The 25,062-nt window shown below is 65.6% G+C and carries 17 protein-coding genes; 9 read left to right on the top strand and 8 right to left on the bottom strand.

Features of this window, described 5'->3' with window-relative positions:
• Positions 1 to 10: 10 nt before the first annotated feature.
• The gene (locus tag BLV07_RS18090) at positions 11 to 2,245 is read right to left on the bottom strand and encodes an Rne/Rng family ribonuclease (protein ID WP_283806524.1); all 2,235 of its coding nucleotides are present in this window, start codon (positions 2,243 to 2,245) and stop codon (positions 11 to 13) included.
• Positions 2,246 to 2,260: 15 nt separating this feature from the next.
• Here BLV07_RS18090 and BLV07_RS49760 point away from each other — a divergent pair, with 15 nt between their 5' ends.
• From BLV07_RS49760 to BLV07_RS18065, 6 genes are all read left to right on the top strand, one after another.
• Positions 2,261 to 3,181 carry a hypothetical protein gene (locus tag BLV07_RS49760; protein WP_283806523.1) on the top strand — a complete coding sequence of 307 codons (921 nt, stop codon included), beginning with the start codon at positions 2,261 to 2,263 and terminating at the stop codon, positions 3,179 to 3,181.
• Positions 3,182 to 3,800: 619 nt separating this feature from the next.
• Positions 3,801 to 5,096, top strand: a complete 1,296-nt coding sequence (locus BLV07_RS18085) for an N-acetylmuramoyl-L-alanine amidase (RefSeq protein WP_091888013.1) — start codon at positions 3,801 to 3,803, stop codon at positions 5,094 to 5,096.
• Positions 5,097 to 5,373: 277 nt separating this feature from the next.
• The gene (locus BLV07_RS18080; RefSeq protein WP_091888011.1) at positions 5,374 to 7,875 is read left to right on the top strand and encodes a penicillin-binding protein 1A; all 2,502 of its coding nucleotides are present in this window, start codon (positions 5,374 to 5,376) and stop codon (positions 7,873 to 7,875) included.
• A gap of 208 nt (positions 7,876 to 8,083) precedes the next feature.
• A protein-coding gene (prfB, locus tag BLV07_RS18075; RefSeq protein ID WP_128934108.1) for a peptide chain release factor 2 occupies positions 8,084 to 9,215 on the top strand; the annotation gives its coding sequence in 2 pieces (ribosomal slippage) (positions 8,084 to 8,152 and positions 8,154 to 9,215; 1,131 coding nt in all).
• Positions 9,116 to 10,099 carry an NAD(P)-dependent oxidoreductase gene (locus BLV07_RS18070; protein WP_502690092.1) on the top strand — a complete coding sequence of 328 codons (984 nt, stop codon included), beginning with the start codon at positions 9,116 to 9,118 and terminating at the stop codon, positions 10,097 to 10,099. The genes prfB and BLV07_RS18070 overlap by 100 nt, the downstream gene beginning before the upstream one ends.
• Before the next feature lie 81 nt (positions 10,100 to 10,180).
• A complete protein-coding gene (locus BLV07_RS18065) occupies positions 10,181 to 11,128 on the top strand; it encodes a DMT family transporter (RefSeq protein WP_091888004.1) in 948 nt (315 codons plus the stop codon).
• On the opposite strand, the gene BLV07_RS18060 is transcribed toward BLV07_RS18065, so the two are convergent.
• The 5 genes from BLV07_RS18060 to BLV07_RS47615 are packed head-to-tail and all read right to left on the bottom strand — an operon-like array spanning position 11,129 to position 16,639.
• A complete protein-coding gene (locus BLV07_RS18060) occupies positions 11,129 to 12,409 on the bottom strand; it encodes an O-antigen ligase family protein (protein WP_091888002.1) in 1,281 nt (426 codons plus the stop codon).
• A gap of 11 nt (positions 12,410 to 12,420) precedes the next feature.
• Positions 12,421 to 13,800, bottom strand: coding sequence for a glycosyltransferase family 4 protein (locus BLV07_RS18055; protein WP_176945613.1), 1,380 nt, complete (start codon positions 13,798 to 13,800; stop codon positions 12,421 to 12,423).
• Entirely contained in the window at positions 13,797 to 14,537 is a 741-nt protein-coding gene (locus BLV07_RS18050; RefSeq protein ID WP_091888000.1) for an ABC transporter ATP-binding protein, read from the bottom strand. The genes BLV07_RS18055 and BLV07_RS18050 overlap by 4 nt, the downstream gene beginning before the upstream one ends.
• Positions 14,538 to 14,540: 3 nt before the next feature.
• Entirely contained in the window at positions 14,541 to 16,469 is a 1,929-nt protein-coding gene (locus BLV07_RS18045) for a glycosyltransferase (RefSeq protein ID WP_091887998.1), read from the bottom strand.
• 8 nt (positions 16,470 to 16,477) lie between these two features.
• Positions 16,478 to 16,639, bottom strand: a complete 162-nt coding sequence (locus tag BLV07_RS47615) for a hypothetical protein (RefSeq protein ID WP_176945612.1) — start codon at positions 16,637 to 16,639, stop codon at positions 16,478 to 16,480.
• Between the two features lie 128 nt (positions 16,640 to 16,767).
• On the opposite strand from BLV07_RS47615, the gene BLV07_RS18040 reads away from it, so the two are divergent.
• Both BLV07_RS18040 and BLV07_RS18035 read left to right on the top strand, forming a co-directional pair.
• Positions 16,768 to 17,679, top strand: a complete 912-nt coding sequence (locus BLV07_RS18040; RefSeq protein WP_091887992.1) for a DUF6502 family protein — start codon at positions 16,768 to 16,770, stop codon at positions 17,677 to 17,679.
• Positions 17,676 to 18,872: a DUF5666 domain-containing protein gene (locus BLV07_RS18035; RefSeq protein WP_091887990.1), complete on the top strand. Its 1,197-nt coding sequence runs from the start codon at positions 17,676 to 17,678 to the stop codon at positions 18,870 to 18,872. The genes BLV07_RS18040 and BLV07_RS18035 overlap by 4 nt, the downstream gene beginning before the upstream one ends.
• Positions 18,873 to 18,892: 20 nt before the next feature.
• Here BLV07_RS18035 and BLV07_RS18030 read toward each other — a convergent pair whose 3' ends face one another.
• On the bottom strand, positions 18,893 to 20,260 hold the full coding sequence (locus BLV07_RS18030) for a M23 family metallopeptidase (RefSeq protein ID WP_176945611.1): 1,368 nt from the start codon (positions 20,258 to 20,260) through the stop codon (positions 18,893 to 18,895).
• Positions 20,261 to 20,371: 111 nt separating this feature from the next.
• Positions 20,372 to 21,052 (bottom strand): peroxiredoxin, encoded by a 681-nt coding sequence (locus BLV07_RS18025; RefSeq protein ID WP_091887986.1) that lies wholly within the window; start codon positions 21,050 to 21,052, stop codon positions 20,372 to 20,374.
• A 195-nt stretch (positions 21,053 to 21,247) separates the two neighbouring features.
• Here BLV07_RS18025 and BLV07_RS18020 point away from each other — a divergent pair, with 195 nt between their 5' ends.
• The gene (locus tag BLV07_RS18020) at positions 21,248 to 25,057 is read left to right on the top strand and encodes a YhdP family protein (RefSeq protein WP_176945610.1); all 3,810 of its coding nucleotides are present in this window, start codon (positions 21,248 to 21,250) and stop codon (positions 25,055 to 25,057) included.
• Positions 25,058 to 25,062 lie beyond the last annotated feature (5 nt).

Here is a 25,062-nt window from a genome sequence, read left to right as displayed (position 1 = left end):
ATATTCGGCTTTATTCGCCGCCACCGAAGCGGCGCGACCACCAGCCGGCACGGCGCGGGGCGGCCGGAGTTTCGTTTGCGGCTTGCGGTGCGGGCTCGGCTGCCGGTGCGGGCGCAGCAACCGGTTCGGTCGGCTGCGCAACCGGTGTCGCGGGTTCGGGCTGGCTGTGCAGCAGGAAGCTCACCTTTTCCCGGACGGTGGAGCGGCGTCGCGCGGCCTTGTCGTCGGTGGGCTCTTCGACCGGCGCTGCGGTCGCCGTGACGGGAGCCGGCTCCGGCCGGGCCGGCGCCTCACTCTGCACGTCGGCGCGCGGTTCAGGCTGCGCCGCCTGTGGTTCGGCGATGTGTTCGGCCTGTGCAATCGAGGGCGCGGCCTCGTTGCTGAAGCTGTCGAAATCGGCGACTGCGTCGGTCGCCTCCGGCGGCGCATTGGCAGCGAGCTCGTCGCCGATGGAGCCGGCAAGACCTTCCTCGGCGCCGCCGCGCCGACGGCGTCCGCCGCGGCGACCACGCCGACGCCGGCGCTCACCGCTGCCCTGCTGCTCGCCGCGGGCGGCCTGTTCCTCGCCTTCCTCGCCGTCCTGCTCGGACTCTGAATCCTCTTCGACTTCGCCGGCGGCCATAGCGGCCTCAGGAAGCGTGGGCGCGCTATCCTCGCGCAAATCGCCGTCGCGCTGGCCGCCGCGGCCGCGGCGGCGGCGGCGGCGCTTGCGGCGCTGGCCGTCCTGCTCGGAGGCTGCCTCACCGGCGGCCTGCTCCTCGGAGAGACCTTCGGTCTCCTCGGACTCGATCTCGGATTCCAGCTCCGAATCGAACTCCTCGTCCTCATAGGCGTCTTCGACCAGGGGCGGCGGGCTCGCAGCCGCCTGCGCCGCAAGCAGGGCCTTGGCAGCTTCCAGCGTATGCACCTGCTCGCCGCGGTCGATAACGTAAGCCTGAGGTCCGCTGACGGACTGATCGGCGATGACCGACAGCGTGACCTTGAAGCCGTTCTCGAGATCACGCAGATGACCGCGCTTGTGGTTCAGCACGTAGAGCGCGACGTCGGTGCGGGTGCGAACCACGAGATTGTGGGTCGCGCCCTTCATCAGGATCTCTTCGAGGCCGCGCAGCAACTGGAGCGCCACCGAGGAGACCGAGCGGACATGACCGGTGCCGCCGCAATGCGGGCAGGGATCGGTCGAACTCTCCAGCACGCTGGCGCGAATGCGCTGGCGCGACATTTCCAGCAGGCCGAAATGCGAGATGCGGCCGACCTGGATGCGCGCGCGATCCTGCCTGAGGCAATCGGACAGCTTGCGCTCGACCGCGCGGTTGTTGCGCTTCTCGTCCATGTCGATGAAGTCGATGACGATCAGGCCGGCGAGGTCGCGCAGGCGGAGCTGGCGGGCGACCTCTTCGGCCGCTTCCAGATTGGTCTTGAGCGCGGTGTCCTCGATATGGTGCTCGCGGGTCGATCGTCCCGAGTTGACGTCGATCGAGACCAGCGCCTCGGTCTGGTTGATGACGATGTAGCCGCCGGAGCGAAGCTGCACGGTCGGCGAGAACATCGCATCGAGCTGGCTCTCGACACCCATCCGCGAGAATAGCGGCTGGCCGTCGCGATACTGCTTCACCGCGCTGACATTGGCGGGCATCAGCATCTTCATGAAGTCGCGCGCTTCGCGGTAGCCGGATTCGCCGGCCACCTGGATCTCGTCGATCTCCTTGTTGTAGAGGTCGCGCAGCGAGCGCTTGATCAGCGAGCCTTCCTCGTAGACGAGGGTCGGGGCCTGCGACTTCAGCGTCAGGTCGCGCACCGTCTCCCACATCCGGATCAGATATTCGAAGTCGCGCTTGATCTCGGGCTTGGTGCGGGCAGCGCCGGCGGTGCGCAGGATGATGCCCATGCCCTCGGGCACGTCGAGATCCTGCACCACTTCCTTGAGGCGCGACCGGTCCTGGGCGCTGGTGATCTTGCGGCTGATGCCGCCGCCGCGCGCAGTGTTGGGCATCAAGACGGCATAGCGGCCGGCGAGCGACAGATAGGTCGTCAGCGCGGCGCCCTTGTTGCCGCGCTCTTCCTTGACGACCTGCACCAGCATCACCTGGCGGCGCTTGATGACCTCCTGGATCTTGTACTGACGGCGCGGGCGGAAGGTGCGCTCCGGTACTTCCTCCAGCACGTCGTCGCCGCCGACGGATTCGACGAGTTCCTCTTCGGCTTCCTCGCCGTCCTCGTCCTCTTCCTCTTCGTCGGCCGTCACTTCCGCGGCCTTGGCATGCGCCGCGTCGGCGGCGTAAACGGCATCGGCTGGTTCAACGGCGACAGTTACAGCCTCGGCGAAAGCCTCGGCGCGGGCTTCGGGGGCGGCGGCCTCCTGCGGCTCGGAAACGGTCTCGGCCGCAACCACGGGCTCGGCGCCGACGGCCGCGACAGGTGCGGGCGTCTCGTCGGCTTGATCACGGACGTGATGATCGTGCTCGCCGTGATCACCCTGGTCGTCATCAGCGTGGGCGTGTTGGTGATCGTCATCATGGGGCTGATGATCGCCATGATCGTCTTCGTGATGATCGTGGCCGTCGTACTCGCCATGATGCTCGGCATCGGCGTGCAGGTGCTCGCCTTCGTGCGAAGCGCCTTCAGTCTGCGCCGGCAGGGCCTCGCCCTCGACCGGCTGGGCCGCGGGGTCGGCGCCGGCCTCGAGGCCTTCGACGATGTCGCTGCGGACGCGTTCGCCATGGCCGCGGCGGCGGGCGTTGCGGTGGCGCGAGCGGCGGCGGCCGTGGGAGCGGTTCTCGCTCTCTTCCTCGGCCTCGCGATGAGCCTGTTCTTCGGCCTCGATCAGCGCCTGCCGGTCGGCGACCGGGATCTGGTAGTAATCGGGATGGATTTCGCTGAATGCGAGGAAGCCGTGGCGGTTGCCGCCATATTCGACGAAAGCGGCTTGGAGCGAAGGTTCGACTCGGGTCACCTTGGCGAGGTAGATATTCCCGCGCAGTTGCTTGCGTTGTGCGGTCTCGAAGTCAAACTCTTCGACGCGATTGCCGCGGACCACGACGACCCGGGTCTCTTCCGGGTGGGTGGCATCGATCAACATCTTGTTGGGCATGTCTTAACTCTTGGCGGCGGCGGGCGCGATTCACCGTGGGCGCGTATCGCGCCGCCGGGTGACGCGACGGTCCACCTGATTCGGGGGTGAGGGGAAGGCCGAAACGCCGTCTCTCGCGCCTTGCCGAACCGGAAGCTTCGGGGCCAGCGCGGCGCGCGGAATTTTCAATCCGCAGCGTCGCGAATGGTCCTTTAGAATTCGTCGGCACAGTCTGGCGCATCAAGCGTCGGCCCGTATGAAACATTGGGCGGCGAGGCCGCCCCTCAATCAGTTGCTGCTGGCCAGGCATGGCGCGAGCGCGCTCGCCTTGGGGGATCACGAACCGGTCCCTTGGGATCAAGAGACCGGGTTAATGGGTTACGTCGCTGTCAGAACCGCCCGGGTGACGTGAGTGGTAACCCAGGACCGTCCGCCGCCGGGGCTTGACCCGCTCCATCTCGTTGCCGCGCACCGCGCTGGTCTTAGAGGGGGAACGGAAAACGCTGGAATTCCCAAACCTTGAGAGTTCCGGCGCTGCACCGGGAGGCTGAATGCGACACAACCGGGAATATCGGCCGTCAGCATTCCGTACATACGAGGAATGAGCCATCCGTGCAAGGGAGCGTCGCACGGCGGTCACAGTCAGCGAGTTTCGCATATCCGTCATTAAGGATCGTTTAACCCTGTGGTTCTATTGCGTTAAAGAGGCTGCTCGGAGGCACGGAATTCGGTGGCGAGCCGCACAAATCAAAGGGTTTTGCTGGGATGCGTGCTGCTGTGCGCCGCAGCATTGCCATATGCCGATTCCTCGCGCTTGAGCGCAGCGGAAAGCCAGCCGCAACCCTCTGTTGCGGTTGCGAATTTTCCAATCGCTTCGGCAGCCCGTCTGGCTGGCGATGGCAAGCAGACCCGCTTCATCCTCGACATCGACCAGACCGTTACCTTTCGTGTCGTCACGCTCGCCGACCCCTACCGCGTGGTGGTGGACGTGCCGCAGGTCAATTTTCAGCTGCCTGCCGGTACCGGCAGCGGGGGGCGGGGGCTGATCAAGGCTTTCCGCTACGGGCTCGTCATGCCTGGCGGCTCGCGAATCGTGTTCGACCTGACCGGGCCGGCGAAGATCGCCAATTCCTACGTGGTCGACGCCGCCAACGGCCAGCCGGCCCGGCTCGTGCTCGAACTGGAGGAGGTCGAGCGTGCCGCCTTCGCGCCATCGCTCGCCCCCGAAAACCGTCCCGAGTTGCGGCCCGCGATCGCCGAGGCGCCGCCTGCCACGGTTCCCACTACGGCGGCTCCGGAAACCGCGCAGCAGAAGGCCGATGGCCGGCCGGTGGTCGTGATTGATCCCGGCCATGGCGGCATCGACAACGGCACGCAGTCGAGCGGCGAAAGCGAGAAGAACCTCGTCCTCGCCTTTGGGCTGGCGCTACGCGATAGACTGGAAAAGGCCGGCAAATATCGCGTGGTCATGACGCGGGACGACGACACTTTCATTCCGCTCAATGACCGGACCAAGATCGCCCGCAACCTCAAGGCCGCTTTGTTCGTCTCGATTCATGCCGATGCGCTGCCTCGTGCCGAGGGCGATGCGCAGGGCGCGACCATCTACACGCTCTCCGATAAGGCCTCCGACGCCGAGGCCCAGCGGCTGGCTGACGCCGAGAACCGGGCGGACGCGATCGCCGGCTTCAACCTCGCGGAGGAGCCGACCGACGTCGCCGACATATTGATCGACCTCACGCAGCGGGAAACCCGCACCTTTTCAAATCGTTTTGCCCGTCTGCTGATGGGGGAAATGAAGTCAACGGTGCGGATGCACAAGCATCCCCTGAAGTCGGCTGGCTTCCGGGTGCTGAAGGCGCCCGACGTTCCTTCTGTGCTGGTCGAGATCGGTTATGTCTCGAACAAGGGGGACCTCGAGCATCTGGTCTCCGAGGGCTGGCGGTCCCGTGCCGTGGGCTCCATGGCACAGGCGATCGACGGGTTTTTGGCCAAGCGGATGGCCACGGCGGGATCGTCAAATTGACGACCCGGGGATCGTCAAATTGACGCCCCGGGGGTCTTCGAACTGAAAGGGTTTTTCCGTCCCGCCGCAAAAGCCCTAGTTTGGCCACAGCGGGCGCTTTATAAAAATGCCGCAGGGGGTTCCGGAATCGGAGAGAATCCCGCTCGGCAAGCGTCTAAAATCCGGCGCTGATGTAATTGTGTAAGCCGGTGAATTCGTGACGTAAAGGTCGGCCCCTGTTTGGGGTGCCAAGGGGCTGATACTGGGCTGATCCAGAGTTTGAACGGATAAACACATAATGCGCTTGCTGGTGCGGTTCATGGGCTTCCTGTTCGCCGCGGGAACAGTGGTGTTCCTTGTCGGTGTCGGGGCCGTGGCAGGCCTGATCTGGCATTTCTCCAAGGACTTGCCGGACTACTCTCAGCTTCAGGATTACGAGCCACCGGTGATGACCCGCGTGCACGCGGTCGACGGTTCGCTGCTCGGCGAATACGCCAAGGAGCGGCGGCTGTATCTGCCGATCCAGGCGGTGCCCAAGCTCGTGATCAACGCGTTCCTGGCGGCCGAGGACAAGAATTTCTACGAGCATGGCGGCATCGACTACACCGGCATGGCGCGCGCAGGTCTGCTTTACATCCAGAACTACGGCTCGAATCGGCGTCCGCAGGGCGCCTCGACCATCACCCAGCAGGTCGCCAAGAACTTCCTTCTGACCAACGAGGTCTCCTTTGCGCGCAAGATCAAGGAAGCTTTGCTGGCGATGCGCATCGAGAAGACCTACTCGAAGGACAAGATCCTCGAGCTGTATCTGAACGAAATCTATCTCGGCCTCGGCGCCTACGGCATCGCGGCGGCGTCGCTGGTCTATTTCGACAAGTCGGTGAACGAGCTTACCGTTGCGGAAGCCGCTTATCTGGCCGCGCTGCCGAAGATGCCGGCGACCCTGCATCCGGTGCGTAACCGCGACCGCGCAATCGAGCGCCGCAACTATGTGATCGACCGTCTCCAGGAGAACGGCTGGATCAAGCAGGCCGATGCCGAGAAGGCGCGCAAGGAGCCGCTCGCCGTCACCAGCCGCTCCAACGGGGCCCACACTTTCGCCGGCGAATATTTCGCCGAGGAAGTCCGCCGCGACATCTTCGAGCGCTATGGCGAGAAGAAGCTGTATGAGGGCGGCCTCTCTGTCCGCACCACGCTCGATCCGAAGATCCAGGTCATGGCGCGCAAGACCATGGTCGCTGGCCTCGTGAACTATGATGAGCAGCAGGGCTATCGTGGTGCCATGAGCAAGCTCGACATTTCGGGCGACTGGGGCGTGAAGCTTGCCGAGATCAAGTCGCTCTCCGACATCTCGCCGTGGCGCATGGCGGTGGTGCTGGAGACCAGCGACCAGTCGGCGCGCATCGGCTTCCAGCCGAGCCGTGAGCTTGGCGGTGCCATCAGCAAGCAGCGCGAGACGGGCATCGTCACGGTCGACGGCGTGCGCTGGGCGCGGGCCACGCAGGGCGGCACAAGGGGCAAGACGCCGACGGCGGTGTCGCAGGTGCTCCAGCCCGGCGACGTCATTTATGCTGATCCGCTCTACAAGGACGGCCAGCCCGTCGAGGGCCAGTACCGGCTGCGTCAGATCCCCGAAGTGTCGGGCGCGATGGTGGTGATGGATCCCTGGACCGGCCGCGTGCTCGCGATGGTCGGCGGCTTTTCGTTCGACCAGAGCCAGTTCAATCGCGCCACGCAGGCCTATCGGCAGCCGGGTTCGTCGTTCAAGCCGATCGTCTATTCGGCCGCGCTCGACAACGGCTATACGCCGTCGACCGTGGTGCTCGACGCGCCAATCGAAATCGATCAGGGCCAGGGCGCCGGCGTGTGGCGGCCTGAAAACTTCTCCTCGGGCAAGTTCCAGGGACCGGTGACGCTGCGCAACGCGCTGCGGCAGTCGCTGAACACCGTGACGGTGCGCCTCGCGCAGGACATCGGCATGCCCCTGATCGGCGAATATGCCCGCCGCTTCGGCGTCTATGACGAGCTGCCGAACTATCTGTCCTACGCGCTCGGCGCCGGCGAAACGACGGCGATGCGCATGGTGACGGCTTACTCGATGCTCGCCAATGGCGGCCGCCGGGTGAAGCCGACCTTGATCGACCGCATCCAGGACCGCTACGGCCGCACCATCTTCAAGCATGACCAGCGCGAATGTCGCGGCTGCGACGCGCCGGGCGGCTGGAAGAATCAGGCCGAGCCGCAGCTGATCGACCGCCGCGAGCAGGTGCTGGATTCCATGACCGCCTATCAGATCACGGAGCTGATGGAAGGCGTGGTGCAGGCCGGTACCGCGACCGTGGTCAAGGAAGTCGGCAAGCCGATCGCCGGTAAGACCGGCACCACCAACGAGGCCAAGGACGCCTGGTTCGTCGGCTTCTCGCCCGACGTCGCCGTCGCCATCTATATGGGCTACGACAAGCCGCGCCCGCTCGGCAAAGGCAATGCCGCGACCGGCGGCCATCTGGCAGCTCCCATCGCGCGCGATTTCCTCAAGCTTGCGCTCGCCGACAAGCCCGCCGTTCCGTTCAAGGTGCCGGCCGGCATCAAGCTCGTGCGCGTTGTCTCCAAGACCGGCATGCGCGCAGGTCCCGGCGAGACCGGCGGAACCATCCTCGAAGCCTTCAAGCCGGGCACGGCGCCGCCGGATAACTATTCGGTCATCGGCGTAGCCGATGCCGATGGGCGCATGCCGGCGTCGCAGCAGCAGCAGCCGGATTCCGGCTTCTTCATGCGGCCAGGCACCGGCGGGCTGTACTAAAGCGCGATGAGATTAGGACGAATCGTCATCGCGCTTTAGGTTGTTGTTTGAGCATGATCTTTTCGGAAAGCCGCTGCGCACTTTTCCGGATCATGCTTTAGCGGATAACGCTGACGTTTGAAGGAGCGGGCGGTTGCGCTTTGGCGCCGCCGCCGTTACATCCCGTTGCAATCGAACCCGGAACAATTCCGCGACATCAGAGAACGACATGCGCGCCGAAATCGAGCGGTTGGTAGAAGAGATCAAGCAGTCAGTCGGGCTGCTGAGGAGGCATCTTTGACGTCGAGAAATCGACGGCGCGCCTCGCTGAGCTGAACAAGCTCGCAGAAGATCCCGATCTCTGGAACGATCCCCAGAAAGCCCAGAAACTGATGCAGGAGCGCACCTCGCTGGAGGATGCGCTGTCGGGCATCGGCAAGGTCGAGCAGGAACTCGAAGACGATATCGGCATGATCGAGCTCGGCGAGGCCGAGGGCGATGACGGTGTCGTTGCCGAGGCCGAAGCCGCGCTGAAGAACCTCAAGAAGGAGGTGGCGCGGCGCGAGCTCGAGGCGCTGCTGTCGGGCGAGGCCGACCGCTTCGATTCCTATCTCGAAGTCCATGCCGGCGCTGGCGGCACCGAAAGCCAGGACTGGGCGCAGATGCTCTTGCGCATGTACACGCGCTGGGCCGAAACCCACGGCTTCAAGGTCGAATTCCTGGAAGAATCCGAGGGCGAAGAGGCCGGCATCAAGTCGGCGACCATCCAGGTCTCCGGTCACAACGCCTATGGCTGGCTGAAGACCGAAGCGGGTGTGCATCGCCTGGTGCGCATCTCGCCGTTCGACTCCAACGCTCGGCGGCACACCTCGTTCTCGAGCGTGCAGGTGTTCCCCGTCATCGACGACAGCATCAAGATCGACATCAAGGAATCCGACGTCCGCACCGACACCATGCGTTCGGGCGGTGCTGGCGGCCAGCACGTCAACAAGACCGAATCCGCGGTGCGCCTGACGCACATTCCGACCGGTGTCGCGGTGGTCTGCCAGGCCGGCCGTTCCCAGCACAAGAACCGGGCGCAGGCCTGGGACATGCTGCGTGCGCGCCTTTACGAGATCGAGCTGAAGAAGCGCGAGGAGAAAGCCGCCGCTGACCAGGCTGCCAAGACCGATATCGGCTGGGGCCACCAGATCCGCTCCTACGTGCTGCAGCCCTACCAGATGGTGAAGGATTTGCGCACGGGGGTGCAGACCTCGGACACATCCGGCGTGCTCAATGGCGAGCTCGACGACTTCATGGCCGCGACGCTGGCGCAGCGCGCCTTCGGCACCACCAGCGGCGACATCGAGGACGTGGACTGATCATGCCCCGCGTCGCCTTCATCGGGCTTGGGCGGATGGGGCACGGCATGGCCGGCCGCTATCTCGATGCCGGTTTTACCGTGACGCTGTGGAATCGCAGCAAGGCCAAGGCCGAAGACCTGATCGCCCGCGGCGCGCATTGGGCGACCTCGCCGGAGGATGCCGCAATCGATGCCGATGCGGTCGTGACCATGGTCGCCGATGACGAGGCCTCGCGTGCGGTCTGGCTCGGGCTCAAGGGCGCGGCCAAGACCGCGAAGGCCGGCACCATCGCGATCGAATGCTCGACCGTCTCCTATGACCATGCCCGCGAGATGGGCCGCGAGCTGAACGCGCGCGGGCTCATTTACATCGACTGCCCCGTGACCGGTTTGCCCGATGCGGCCGCTAGCGGAAAGCTGACGCTGCTGGTTGGCGCCAATGCAGCCGATCTCGAGCGCGCACGGCCCTATCTCGACCCAATCGGCTCGACCGTCCGCCATTTCGGTGCGGTCGGCACCGGCACGGTCTACAAGCTCATCAACAATCTCTTGGGCGCGATCCAGATCGCCGGCCTCGCCGAGGGCCTTGCGATCGCCGAGCAGGCCGGGCTCGACATGAACCTCGTGCTGGAGTCGATCCAGGCGGGCGTCGCCGCAAGCCCCCAGGTGCAGCGCCACTCCAAGCGCATGGTCGCCCGCGACTTCAGCGGCGCGACCTTCACGTCGGCGCTGCGGCACAAGGATGCCGCCTATGCGGTGAACCTGGCCGAGAGCCTGCTGGCTGATAAGCCGCTGGTCTCGCGTGCCGCGGTCGAGGCCTACGCGCAGGCAAAGGCTGTGATGCCCGACGATGATGAGGGCAGGATGATCGAGCTGGTATCGCAGCCGAAGAAGCCGTCGTAGACAGGTGCTTCATCGGAAATCGGGTGGCATTGTCCACCGCAGCGTTCTAGGCGATGGGCTCGGCCGCCGAGGTGAGACGCCATGCCCCCGAACGATAACCGGATCGATGCGCGCGATTGGTCGCTGCTCGCGGTGCTCTCGGTCCTCTGGGGAGGCTCGTTCTTCTTCAACGGCGCGGGCTTGCGGGAATTGCCGCCGCTGACGCTCGTATTCCTGCGCGTTGCGCTTGGCGCGGCCATTCTTCTGCCGTTGCTCCGCATGCAGGGGATCGGCTTCCCCACGGGCACGATGGGCTGGAGGCCGTTCGTCTTGATCGGACTGCTCAACAACGTCATTCCGTTCTCGCTGATTGTGATCGGCCAGACTTTCATTCCGAGCGGGCTGGCCTCGATCCTGAACGCGACCACGCCGCTGTTCACCGTGGTGGTGATGGCGGCGGCAGGCGACGAGACCTTGCAGATGCGTCGCATGGCCGGGGTGGCGCTGGGGCTGCTCGGTGTCATCATCCTGCGCGGATGGGGCTTCGAGACAAGGCCGGGGCAGGGGCTCGGCATCCTGCTCTGCCTCGGCGGCGCATTCAGCTATGCCTTTGCGGCACTGGCGGCGCGGCGATTGCTGAAGGACGCAGCTCCGCTGGGCACGGCGACGTTTCAACTGATAGCGTCGACCGTGATGATGGCGGCCGTCGCCGGTGTGGTGGAACAGCCGTGGCGAGTTCCGATGCCGAGCCTCACAACCTGGCTTGCGGTGTTTGGCCTTGCCGGCCTGTCGACGGCGCTCGCCTACATCGTCTTCTTTCAGATCCTGCGGCGCTCGGGCGCGAGCAATGTCATGCTGGTGACGTTGCTCATTCCCGTCACGGCCATCCTTCTGGGATGGCTGGTGCTGGGCGAGCCGATCTCGATGCGCGAGATCGCGGGCGCAATCATCATCGGCAGCGCGTTGCTCGTGATCGACGGACGCACATTGAGCCTGCTGCGCCGCGTCGCGGAGCGCATGCTCCCAGTCGGCCACGAGCACAGCCAGTAGTCAGGGCCGGCTGGCGGCTTTCGCCTTCAGCGCCATGCCGCCGGCGACGCCGACGCCGAGCACGTACATCCAGCCCTCGTGGAAATCGAACAGGTGCGAGTTCAACAGCGAGCTCGTGACGTTCTGCACCACGACGACGAGGCCGATCCAGGCGGCGAGGCCTTCCCCTGCAAACAGGCGAAGATGTGCGATCCAGAGGGCGTAGAGCAGGACGACGCCCAGAAGGCCCCATTGCACAGCGACGTTGAGGGTCTGGTTGTGCGGATTGCTGACGACCTCGGCATCGAGGCTGCTTGCGCTTGTGGCGGCCCGCTCGAACTGGCGCTTGATCGAGCCGGTGCCGTGGCCGATCAGGGGCGCGTCGGCAAAGGCGTGAAGCGACTTGCGCCAATAGGTCAGCCGCTGCGCTGTCGAGGCGCGGCTGATGTCCTCATGGCCGTGGCGGTATTCGACGGCGATATCGGTGATGCGCTGGCGCAGATAGGACGACGTCGTCCAGGCCAGCGCGCTCGCGGCGAGCGAGCCTGCGAGCAGGAGCAGTGTCGCGCGCCGGCTCAGATGCCGCCAGGCAAATAAGCCCAGCAGCACCGCGATGCAGAGCAGCGCCGTGCGAGCGGACGCGACGAACACCATGTTGGTAGCGAACAGCAGGATCAGCGCCACGCAAGCGGCTGTCGCGGCGACGTTTCGGCTGCGCCAGAATGTCAGCGCAGGGAGTGCAAGCGCGAACGCGCAGAGCGTGAATTCCTGACTCTGGTCGATGTAGTTCTTGACGGGAACGCCTGATGACGCCGTCGCGCTGATCTTCCAGCTGGGATCGAGCAGCACGATCCAGGAGAAGACCGCAAGCAGCGCGCAGGAGGCGAGAAAGGCGAGACAAACCCACAACCCGCGCTCGGACCGGCTGAAATGGTAGAGCAGTGGCGGAATGAGCATGAGCTTTGCGACCGGCTTGATCGCATGCAGCCGGTCGGCCCATGCGCCGTCCGACCACAGCGTGCCCATGAAGGCGAGCAGCAGGAAGGCGAGGGGCAGGGCAAGCGCGGGCCGCATGAGCCTGCGCGCATAGTCGCGCCAGTCGATGGTCGGCGTGAGCGCGAGCAGAAAGAGCCCGACGAAGATCGAAGGCGCCGTGGTCGCCCAGGGCAGTGATGCCGCGATCAGCACGGCGAGCATGTCGGCAGCGCGAAACAGCGCGGCGGAATGGCCCAGGGCCTGCCATCGGTCGCGCAAGGTTGGCGGGCTGGCCGGACCGGACCATGCTGCCTGCTCAGCTGTCATCTGGCTGACGCCTACTGTGCTGCGACCAGGCTTTCTCTCGGCATCTCATGACCGAGGAAATCCCGGGCCTGGGTTTCGTAGCCGAAGCGTTCAGTGAGCTCGTGGCGCCTCGCCCGGATCTTGCCGCGCCACTCCTCCTGCCGCGTCAGCACGCGGGTGACGGAGGCTGCGATCGCCTCGGTCGAGAACGGATCGAAATAGTCGGCGAGCTCGCCCGCGACCTCGCGGAAGACAGCGATGTCGGAGCACAGCACCGGCGTGTTCGCGGCCAGCGCCTCGATGATCGGCACGCCAAAACCTTCGGCGAAGCTCGGCATGATCAGGCCGTGCGCTTCCGCGATCAGGGATGCCTTCTCGTGCTCGTCGACATAGCCGGCGAAGCGGACGTTCGGCGGCAGATTGCGCATCCGGCTGATCTCTCCGGCATAGCCGATCACGACGAGATCGGCGTGGGGTACGCCGCGGAAGGCGCGGACGACGGTGGCGACGTTCTTGCGCGGCTCGTTCGAGACGATGACGACGAAGCTCGGCCGCCCCGGACGCCCCGACGGGGCTGGCAGGTGCAGGACATCCGGGGCGTCGAACCGGGTGCGGGGATACACGACCCGCGCCGGCAGGTGCGCAAATTGCGGCAACAGTTCCCTGAACCGCATCATGCTATAGCTTGAAACGAAGGCGAGTTCGTCGGCCTGGCGCAGGCTGGTGAGCAGCCGTGACAGGAACAGCCGCGTTGCGACGTCGCTGAGCTTGAGGTCGGTGAGCGGCAGCAAATCATGGACGACGCAGATCACCTTGGCGTCGGGCCTGCGCCTGATCGCCACCCTCGTCGGCGTATCCACGACGATGACGTCGTAGTCGCGCGCGTCCACCCGCGGTGGCGGCAGCAGGAAGAACGCCGAGGAGTCCTGATAGCTGTAGAATCCGGGCTCGAGCTGAAAGTCGCGGAACAGCTCGAGATGGCGCAGGTCCGGCGGGACGTATTCGAGCGCCTCGGTCCTGTTCTCGATCAGCCGGGCGTCCAGGCCGCGCAAGCCGACGGCGCGAAGGAAGCAGACGATGTAGTCCCACGACACCGACATGGTGGCCTTGTGGCGGATCCAGTCGAGCGTGCGCCGCAGCCCGCCGCGCACGACCGGCTCGCCCATGTTGACCTCGTCGAGGAAGCGGTAAAGCGCGAGCAGCTCGATGTTGCGCGACTGCGCCGGAAAGAGCTTGGTGCGCCGCTCGCGCCGGTGCAGCTTGCGATAGCGCCGCGTGGTCTCGACCAGCAGCGTCAGCTCGTGCCCCTCGGCCGCGAGCGAGCGCATCAATTCACGCGTGAAGTGGAAGATGCCGCGCTTGTGGTTGGGCTCGCCGAGTGCTTCGGACACGACAAGGATGTTCTGCTTCATGCGCGTTTCTCGCGGAGCTCGAAGGTGTGGGTGGCCGGTGGGGTGACCGTGACGGTCGAGGCGACGCGGCCGTGATCGAGATTGATGATGCTGGTGCAGGTACGGCGCAGCAGCGGCTGGTCGTGCGAGGCGATGATCACGATTGCCGCCTGCGATACGAGGTTCAGCAGCCGTTGCTGGGCCTTCTCCGCAAAGTGCTCGTCGACGACGCTGAGCCATTCGTCGAGCAGGAGGATATCGGCAGGAAACGCCGTGGCGGTCGCAAACAGCACGCGCATCAGCATGCCCGAGGAGAACATCCGTAGCGGCAGCCGCTGCATGCGCGCCTCGAGCTCGGTGAAGGCCCAGATCTCGTCGATCACGCGGCGGGTCGGCTTGCGGCCGCTGATCCGCAGCAGCAGCGCGATGTTATCCTCGGCGAGGAAATCCAGATTGACGCCCGCGTTGAGGCCGAGCAGCGGCACGACGTTGCCTTGAATTGCGATGTTGCCACTGCTCGGCGGATAGACGCCGGCGATCAGCCGCAGCAGCGTCGATTTGCCGGAGCCGTTGGGGCCGGCAAGCCCGATGCGGGCGCCGGCTTCGGCCTCGATCGTGACGTTATCGACGGCGCGGATGATCCGCATCTCGCCCGGCTCGCGAATGAGATGGCCGAGCAGCCGCCGTTTCAGCGAATAGTCGTAGGCACCGTAGAGCGGATAGTCGAGACAGACGTTGCGAAGGCTGATCGAAACCATGCGTCAGATCCAGAATGCAGCTTTGCGCAGATGGACCAGCGTCAGCACGCTCGCGCAGATCAGGAGCGCCAACGCGACGAGGACATAGACGATGCTGACGGGATCGACATGGCCACCTGCCAGTGGCTCCCGCCACACCGCGAACAGATGCGTCAGCGGATTGATCCGCATCACCGTCGAGCGGTGGTTGATCATCTCCGACGACCAGATCACGGGCGAGGCGAGAAAGGCGAGCATCAATGTGGATTCGATGATCGGCTTGAGGTCGCGATAGCGCGTTGCCATCGCACCGAGGACGAGGCTCAGGGCGAACGTGCAGACCACGAACAGCAGGAGGCCAGGCAGCGCCGCCAGCGCGTGAGAGAGATCGTGGCGGGACAGGATCAGCCACAGGAGCAGCGGCACGCAGGCGTTATGGAGCGCGAACAGCGCCTGGCGGAACGTGCATTGCAGCAGGAAGATGACCGGCGGCAGCGCCCGGTCGCGGATCAGGCTCGCGGAGTTCTGCAGCGCCGTGGTGGCATCGAGCACCACGCTGTTGAGGAAGGTCCAGGCCGTCATCGACAGCGCCAGCATGGGCAGGCGCGACAGCACGTCGGCGTTCGACATCTGCCCGATCACCGAGCCCAGCACCGCGACCACGATCGCCATCTGGAACGACATCCAAAACGGGCCGAGCAGCGAGCGCACATAGCGGTGTCGCATGTCGGACCAGGCCAGCGCCGCCGCGATCCGGACGGTGTCCACCCATCCCGTCGCCTGCGGCGGATCGGCGATCGCCGATCGCTGCTCGCTCGGTGCGGCGATGGCCTCGCGGTAGACGGTCTCCATGCCTTGCTTGAAGGCCGTGGCCGAATAGCGGGTGAGGGCGCGCGCGCGCGCCGATAGTCCCATGCGGCGGCGGCGCTCGGGATCGCGGATCAGGCTGTCGATGGCCTCGCCCAGCTTCGCGGCGTCGCCGGGCGGCACGGTGATCGCCTCCATGCCGTGGCGGGCGACGCGCGGCACTGCGGTGTCGAGCGCCGTGTTCACGACCGGACGGCCGGCGGCCATGGCCTCGAGCTGGACGAGGCCGAACGTCTCGGCATTGGTCACCGATGGCATCACGAAGACGTCGGCGAGGCACATCAGCTTGATGCGCTCGCAATCGTTTACCGAGCCGAGCAGGCGGACGCGATCACCGAGGCCGAGCTCGTGGATCAATTGCTCGAGCCGCGGCCGCTCGGTGCCCTCGCCGATGATCCAGACCTCGAAATTGTGAACGACAGCGGCGCGGATCAGCACGTCGAAACCCTTGTAGGGCACCAGCCGGCCGCAGGCCAGCACGAGTCGGCCGCGATCGTTGACGTGGTGCGGTTCGATCTTCGGCCAGTCATAGCCAGAGGTGTCGATGCCGAATGGCACGACGTGGCATTTGTCCTCGAATTCGCGCAGCAATGGCGTGTTGTCGACCAGCACGTGGTCCGAGACGATGATCGCCTTGGCGCGCCGCAAGGTCCGCCGCATCAACGGTTCGATGAACCAGCGCAGGCCGGCATGGGTGACGATGTCGGCGTGCCAGTGCACCACCAGCGGCCGCTTGGCACCGAATCCGAAGGCAAAGACGAGGTCGGCGAGCGGGAAGGGGGCGTGGAGCGCGAGCAGATCGTGCGCGGCGATCTTGCGCCACAGCCGCCACGGATAGGTGGGAGCGGCGGGCAGCGACAACAGATTGCCGAACGAGCGGACGCGCTCGACCGGGACGTCATTGACGATGATCTCGCGCCGTTCGGCCGATTGCGAGCAGACCAGCACGGCGGAGGCGAAGGCATCTTTCAGGCTCGCGCAGATGTCGCGAATCACCGTGAGCGTGCCGCCGAACAGGTCGGGATAATAGACCTTGAAGATGTGCAGCACCGACGGGCGGTGCGGGGTTTCGTGGGTGTGATGCATGACGGTGGTCAGCCTGCGAGAAGCGCGGCAAGGAACGGTGCGGCCAGCACCGCAATGAAGATCGCGCCGCGCAGCAGCGCCGGCAGCATCGGCTCGATCGCGCTATGCCCCCAATTGGGAGCCGGCATAGCAGGCGGTGAAGTGGAAATGCGGACCAAGCGGTCAACCATGGGTTTTAAGTCCCTCTATGTCGCGCCCTCAGTGGTGGTTCGTATATGTGGGAAAATTTACCACGTCAATCGACCTAGTGGAAAAAAGTGGGATTGTGTCCCACGTAAGGCATCGGTACAATTCAGACATGAATGCCAAGTCCGGGTCCAAGGAGGCTGACAAATCGGCCGACAAGCCGATGGCGCCGCAGCCGAATGCCGCCGGGAAGCTGCACGCGCCGCTGGCGCGGCTGCTGCGCCCGCTCGTGCGGCTGTGCATCCGCAGTGGCATGACCTTCCCGGCGCTGGCGCAGCTGCTTCGTGAGCTTTTCGTCAACGTCGCCGAGCACGATTTCGCGCTGGAGGGAAAAGAGCAGACCGACAGCCGGGTCAGCCTGCTCACCGGCATCCATCGCAAGGAGGTGGCGCGGCTGCGCGGCGCCGGCGCACCCGTGCACGAGGCGCCGGCGGCGGTGTCGCTGACCAGTGCGGTGATCGCGCGCTGGCTTGCCGCGCCGGAATTCACCGATGCCAAGGGCGAGCCGCTGGCTTTGCCGCGAACGGCCGTGGGCGATGCGCCGTCGTTCGAGCAGCTCGTCGCCTCCGTCACCAAGGACGTGCGCCCGCGCGCGGTGCTCGACGAATGGATCGACCGCAAGCTCGTCACCATCAATGACGCCGACGAAATCGAGCTGGTCGAGGCCGCCTTCGTTCCGAGCGGTGAGGATGACGGCAAATGGCACTATCTCGGCCGCAATCTGCACGACCATATCGCGGCCGCCGCGGAAAATGTCTCTGGGGCGCCACGCTTCCTCGAACGCGCGGTGCACTACAACAACATCTCGCCGAAGCTGGCACGGAAGCTCGAGGCGCGCTCGCGCGAACTCGCCATGGATGCGCTGAAGACAGCCAACCGCGAGGCCAATCGGGCTCTCGCCAAGGACAAGGGCGGCAACGCGCGCTGGAATTTCGGCCTCTACATCTACAGCGAAGATGCCGATGAGGAGGGCGGGACGAAGGAGGGCGGCAAAGACGGTGGCAAAGAGGGCGCTTCGACATGAGCCGGCCGCCACTCATCTCCCGCCGCCTGCTGCTGATGGGATTTTGGCTCGCCGGCACGGGCCTCGCCCGTGCGCAGGTCAAGCGCGGCACCGATCAGGGCATCGGCGGCACCGGGATCACGCGCGGCGATGATCACGGCATCGGCGGCACCGGCATCGTCGGCGTGATCCAGCGTTTCGGCAGCATCTACGTCAACGGCCAGCGCGTCACCTATGCGAGCGACGTTCCGGTCCGGATCGACGGTGAAGCGGCTAGCGCCAAGGCGCTGCGCATCGGCCAGTTCGCGCGCGTGGTTGCGACCCGTCAGGCCGACGGCACGCTCGTCACGCGCAACATCACGATCGCGAGCGAAGTCTCCGGTCCGATCGAGCAGGTGAAGGGCAACGAGCTGACCGTGCTCGGTCAGAAGATCGTCGCCGGCGACAAGGAGAGCAAGCTCCGGACGGGCACGCAGGTCGCCGTCTACGGCTTGCGCCGTACTGACGGGGTCATCGTCGCAAGCCTGGTCGAGCCACGGCGCGATGCGGCCGCGCGCGTGACGGGTCTGGTCGAACGCGGGCCGGACGGCTTGCGAATCGGCGGGTTGAAGCTGAACGGCGTCGATCCCTTGCTCGTCGGCCAGCGGGTCCAGATCGAGGGCAGCGCGAGCCAGGGCGCGATGCAGGCCGCGCGCACGCGGATCGACGATTTCTCGGATCTCGTCGGCGCGAGCCGCCTGTCGGTCGAGGCCTATGTGCAGCGGATGGGATCGAACCTCCAGCTCGGCTCCGGGCTCATCGCCCATGACAGCTCGCGCTTCGGCCCAGCCGCCGGCGAAGCACGCATGGTGGTCAACGGCGTGTTCGATCGCTCACGCGGCCTTCAGCTCGATTCGGCGCGCGCGGTCGGCCAATTCCCGGGATCGCCGGGGCAGGTGCCCGGCGGAGCAGGCCAGCCCGGGCGCTCGCCGGGCGGCTCGATCCTGCATCCAAATCGCGGCACCACCACGCCCGGTGGCGGCCAGCCCGGTGCACCGGGCGCGCCTGCGCCGGGGGCGAGCCCTGGTGCGCCGTCCGGCCCGGCGCCGACAGGACCGGGTGGCCCGTCAGGTCCCGGCGGTCTGGGCGCGCCCGGCGGGCCTATGGGGCCAGGGGGTGGAATGGGTGGTGGTTTCGGCGGTCCCGGAGGCGGGATGGGCGGTGGCCGGCGCTAAGGCAAGAGAGAAGCGCGGGTTTAGCCCGCGCTGAGCCGCACGCCAGCGCGCAAAAATTTCTGCGGATCGACCGCTTCGCCCTCGATGCGGGTCTCATAGTGCAAATGTGGGCCAGTGGAACGGCCGGTCGAACCGACGAGACCGACCACCTGGCCGATCTTCACGACCTCGCCGACCCTGACGTTGATCTCGGAGAGATGGCCATAGCGGGTCGAAAGCCCGTTGCCGTGGTCGACCTCGACCATGCGGCCGTAGCCGCCGGACCAGCCGGCGGAGACCACCTTGCCGTTGGCGGTGACGCGAACGGGATCGCCGGTGGCGGCACGGAAGTCGAGCCCGGTGTGCATCGCGGGCCGGCCGAGGAACGGGTCGCTGCGCACGCCGAAGCCGGAGGTGAATTCGACCTCGCCGATGACGGGCTTGCGATAGGGCACCAGCGCCAGCGTGCGATTGAGGCGGTCCAACTCGGTGCGCGTGGTGTTGATGCGATAGAGCTGCTTCTCGAACGGCCCGGCGTTGGGCGTCAATTTGACGGGTACGAAAGGCCCGCCCATCGCGGTGCGCGGTACGGCGGCTTCGAGACTGGCGAGGTTGAGGCCGAGATCGCTGACGACGCCGCGCATCCGGCGCATGCGTGAGTCCATGCCTTCCTCGACGGCGTTGAGCGCCGCCATCTGGCGACGCTCGACCTGATCAAGCGAGGTCGTGAGGCGGACCAGGACGTTGTCGAAGCCCTGGTTCTTGGCGAATTGGCTGGTCGGCGGCGCCGCGACGGTCGGCGCGCGCGATTCGAGCCGCGCTTCGCGATCCGGCGGGGCCACGAAGATCACGGTGTCGCTGATCGGCGACGGCTTCGGCGTGCCCTGCGTTGCGTTCTGGCCGGCGTCACCACGCTGCGGTGCCGAGCGCGGGATCGATCCGGTCACGTCGGGCATGGCGCCGAGCGCCGTGGCCCGGGACTCCAGCGCCGTCTGGCGCTTCATGATCTGGTCGAGCTTCTGGTCGAACTGCTCCTGGTCGAGCAGCTGCCGGCTGGTGGTGCGGTCGACCTTGGCCCGCAGCTCGGCGATACGGTCCTCATAGGCGTACTGCATCTCTGCCTGGCGGGCGATCAGCCGGGTCAGGACGTCGTCACGGAAGGCGAAATAGGTGGCGGTCGCGGCCGACCACAGCCCGAGCAGCACCACCGTGCCGACCACGATCCAGAACACCACGGGTCCGAAGCGGACCTGCTTGCCGGCATGGACGATGGTGTAGGCGTCGTCGGTGGCGGGAAGAGGAATCGCAACCGCTGTTGCGGCGGCGGTAGGACGGCGATGGAAGGCCCTTCCGTGGTCGTGAGGATGATGTTGGGGGTACTGCGAGTATTGGGCAGAACTTTTCGACATCGGCACTCCCGCGCCGGTCGGATGAGTCCGTAACGGCCTAATTGCCGCAGCAATCTGGGCCGGTCATGGTTAATTTTCCGGAAACGGGAACATTCGAATTTAAAGGACTGGTTAAAGACTTCTTGCCGCTTCCAGCACCTCATCGGCGTGGCCGTCGACCCGGACATTGCGCCAAATCCTGGCCACTCTGCCATCGCCCCCGACCAGCACCGTAGTACGAAGAATTCCAAGGAAGCTCTTGCCATACATCGATTTTTCGCCCCAGGCGCCATAGGCCTCCAGCATCTCGTGCGTTTCATCCGAGATGAGGGGAATGGCGAGCTTGTGCTTGTCGCGGAACTTCTCCTGGGCCTTTAACGGATCGGCGGAGATACCGAGCACGGCGGTGCCGGCAGCCGCAAAGGCGTCCGCCAGCCGGGTGAAGTCGATGGCCTCCCTGGTACAGCCGGGCGTGTCGGCGCGGGGATAGAAGAACAGCACGAGCTTTTGGCCGACATAGTCCGTAAGCGTGACCACGTCGCCGCCGTCGCGGGGCAGGCGGAAGGCGGGAGCCTTCTGACCCTCGGTCAAGGCGGCCTTCGCCGCCCCGGGCGATTTGGAGGAATTTAACTGTTTCGATGCGGCCTTATGTGATCCTGCTTTTGCTACTGTCTTGGTTGATTTGCTTGCCGGCGTCCGCTGTGTTTTCGCGGATCTTGTTTGAGTCGCTGCCCGCGTTTTCAGGGTCTTCTTCTTGGCCGTCGGACTGCCGGAGGGCGTTTTGGACGATTTCTTTTGGGATTTCTTGGACATACGCCTTCCTTTCGTCGCTTTCGGCAGGTCAACCAAAGCGGTATTGCAGCTCTCGTCCGGTGTGCCGGAATCGCGCCCTCGGCTGGGCAAGTCTGACGACGCCGGAGTATGGTTACAAGGAATTCCACGCACCACCCCACTGCTCGTTGAACGCGCTCCCGGGGCGAAATGACGAACAGCAGGAATATTCGAGGTATGGCGGCAGTGCCGGCGCGGGGGTCTTCGCTCCCCCTCGACGGCTGCGGTCCCGGCGGCGCTCAATCCTACGATGGGCGCCTGTATCGAGAGGCAATGGCAAGGAATAAGTCGCCCCAGGACTACAACCGGGACTTCGATCGGCGCGGCGGCCAATACGAGCCGCGGGAATGGGACGACGCCGACTGGGATCCGGATCAGGAGGCGGCCGCGGGCCATCGCGCGCGCCGGCTGTTGTCGCGTTCCAATTCGGGCTTCCATCGCTTCGGTGACGGGTTCAGCTCGTTGCGGCGCTGGCTGGGCGGCGGTCGATGGCTGATGCGCTTTGCCATCGTCGTCAGTGCCCTCATCGTCATTTTCGTCGGCTGTTTCGGCGCGCTGTGGTGGCGGCTCGGCGCGGGTCCCATCAATCTCGACATTGCAACGCCATGGCTGGCAGCCGCCATTGAGGACAATATCGGCCACGGCAACACCGTGGAGGTTGGCGGCACCCAGATCGAGCGGGCGGGGCGGGTCCGTATCGCCGTCCGCATCCGTGACATCATCGTCCGCGACCGCGATCACGCCATTGTGGCCAGTGCGCCGAAGGCCGAGGTGAAGCTGTCGGGTGCGGGTCTCCTGATGGGGCATCTGCGCGCCGAAAGCCTCAATCTCGTCGATGCCGAACTCGCGATCCGCATTGCGCCTGACGGTACCGTCACGGTCTCGGCCGGTGACACCGCAAAGCCGCTGGCAACCGGCGTGGCCTCCAAGAAAGAGGCAGGCTTGCCGCCGACATTCCCGCGCAATGGCGTCCCGCCGCCGCCATTCGCCACAGCGCCTGCAAGCCCGGACGCGTCCCAGGCCGCGCCTCAGGCGACCGCACAGAGCGGAATTCTTCAGGGCCTCGACTGGCTCGACAGTCTGAGCATGACCGGGCTCGACGGCCAGAACCTCAACGAGATCGGTCTGAAGAACGGCAATCTGATCGTCGACGACCAGCAGCGTGGTAGCAAATGGTCGTTCGAGAACATCACGCTGAGCCTGCGCCGGCCGAGCCATGGCGGCGTCATGCTCAGCCTCGGCGAGGAGGGCGCGCGTCCGTGGATGCTGCGCGCCACGATCGGGCCGGCCGAGAACGGCGTGCGCTCGGTCGACATCCGCGCCGACAAGGTCTCGACCTCCAACATCCTGTTGGCGCTGCGTGTCAAGGATCTCACCTATACCGCCGACCTGCCGCTGACGGGCGAGCTGAAGGGCGAGCTCGGCCGCGACGGCGTGCCGACCTTCTTCCGCGGCAAGATCGCGGTCGGCGCCGGCAACATCATCGATACCGACACGCCCGATTATCCGATGGCGATCGATCAGGCCGAGATCAACGTCGAGTGGGACGCGAACCGGCGGGTGCTGGTCGCGCCGTTCAAGATTCTCTCTGGCGCCAACCGCCTGACGCTGCTGGGGCATCTCGAGCCGCCGAACGGCGCGACCAATGACTGGCAGCTCGGCTTCAGTGGCGGCTCGATCCTGCTCGGCGGCATCGACAACGAGCCGCCGCTCGTCTTCAACCGGATTGCAATCGGCTTCCGTTTCGACACCGACCACAAGCGCCTCCTGCTGACGCAGGCCGATATCAGCAATGGCGAGATCGGCGTCGCCGGCACCGGTGCCATCGACTATTCCGGTGAGCCGCGGCTGACGCTGGGCTTTGCGGGAACGCCGATGTCGGCCTCCGCGCTGAAGCGGATGTGGCCCACATTAATCGTTCCCGAGCTGCGTGAATGGGTGATCGAGCGGATCGAGCGCGGCACGCTCCAGCGCATCGAGATCGGCATCAACTCGCCGGTGAAGAACCTTCCGCGCAAGGGGCCTCCGATCCCCGACGACGGCCTGTCGGTCAACATCGTCGCAAACGGTGTCGCGGTGCGTCCGGTGGACGGCATGCCGGTGGTGCATGATGCAGATCTGAAGGCGCGCGTGACCGGCCGCACTGCGACCGTGAACATCGGGCAGGGCATTGCCGATACGCCCGCCGGCCGCAAGATCACGATCTCCGACTTCACCTTCGAGGTGCCGGACATGGCGCCCAAGCCGTCGCCGTCGCGCACCAAGTTCCGCGTCGAGGGACCCGTGCCCGCCGCGGCCGAAATGCTCGCCAATGATCGCCTGAGCGATCTGTCGTCGACCGTCGTCGATCCCAACACCAGCAAGGGAACGTTCTCGGCGAACATCCAGCTCGGCATGCCGGTCAAGGGCGAGCTGACCAAGGCCGACACCACCTATGCCGTGACCGCCGACCTCAACGGCTTTGCCGCCGACAAGCTGGTGATGAACCAGAAGCTGGAGGCCAACAACCTCAAGATCGTCGCGAGCAATCAAGGCTATCAGGTCAAGGGCGACGTCAAGATCAACGGACAGGCCGCCTCGCTGGATTATCGCAAGCCGACTGAAGGCGATGCGGACGTCAGATTGCAGGCGACGCTGGACGATGCCAGCCGCGCGCGCCTGGGATTTGATCTGAGCCCAGCCGTCAGCGGATCGTTGCCGATCAAGCTGTCGGGCAAGATCGCGAGCGGCGCGGATCAGACCACGAAGCTCGGCGTCGAGGCCGATCTGACCTCGGTCAAGCTCGACAACATCCTGCCCGGCTGGGTCAAGCTGCCGGGCAAGTCGGGGAAAGCCAGCTTCAAGGTGGTGCCGACGGCGCAATCGACGCGCCTGGAAGATATCGTCATCGAAGGCGGCGGCGCCTCGATCAAGGGCTCGCTCGAGGTCGACGCGAACGGCGACCTCATGAACGTGAATTTCCCGACCTATTCGCCGTCTGACGGCGACAAGACCTCATTGAAGGCCGAGCGCGGTCAGGACGGCGTGCTGCGCGGCACGATGCGCGGCGACGTGTTCGACGGCCGCGGCTTCCTGAAGTCGGCGATCTCAGGCAATTCCAAGGACGACGGCAAGAACAAGATGAAGAACGTCGATTTCGATATCGACGTGAAGCTCGGTGCCGTCGCGGGTTTCAACGGCGAGGCGATGCGCAGCGTCGACGCGAAGATGTCGAAACGCAATGGCGCCATCAAAGCATTTTCGTTGAGCGGCAAGATCGGCCGCGATACGCCTGTTGCGGCCGACCTGCGCGGCGGCCGCGCGCAAGGCAATCGCGAGGTGATCTACCTCCAGACCAACGATGCCGGCGCGCTGCTGCGCTTCACCGACACCTACACCAAGGCGGTTGGCGGCCAGATGGTGGTGGCCATGGAGCCGCCGACGTCCGAGCCGAACACGTCGCGCGAGGGCCTCATCAACGTGCGCGACTTCACGGTCAAGGGCGAGGCGCAGCTCGAACGCGTTGCTGCCGGCGCGCCCAACGGCACCGGCAACGGCGTCTCCTTCAGCGCGCTCCGCGCCGAGTTCACACGGCAGAATGGCGCGCTCACGATCCGCGACGGCGTGGTCAAGGGGCCGATGATCGGTGCCACCATCGAGGGCTCGATCGACTATCCCGGCAACCAGGTCTGCATGAGCGGCACCTTCGTGCCGATGTATGGCGTCAACAACATCTTCGGCCAGATCCCGTTGTTCGGCATCTTCCTCGGCGGCGGCAACAACGAAGGTCTGATCGGCGTGACCTACGAGGTCGTCGGCACGCCGGCTGCGCCCGTGATGCGCGTCAATCCGATCTCGGCGATGGCGCCGGGCCTGTTCCGCAAGATATTCGAATTCAACACCGGCAAGCAGAACTCGCCGTTCGAAGAATTCCCGTCGCAGTCGAATGACGGCTCGGCCGGATCGACGCGCCAGCTGTCGAGCGGCTGCAGCCTCGCGCGGCGATAGAAGCG

The sequence above is a fragment of the Bradyrhizobium sp. Rc2d genome, assembly GCF_900099855.1.
Taxonomy (GTDB): Bacteria; Pseudomonadota; Alphaproteobacteria; order Rhizobiales; family Xanthobacteraceae; genus Bradyrhizobium.
This window is presented reverse-complemented; position numbering and strand designations above follow the sequence as displayed.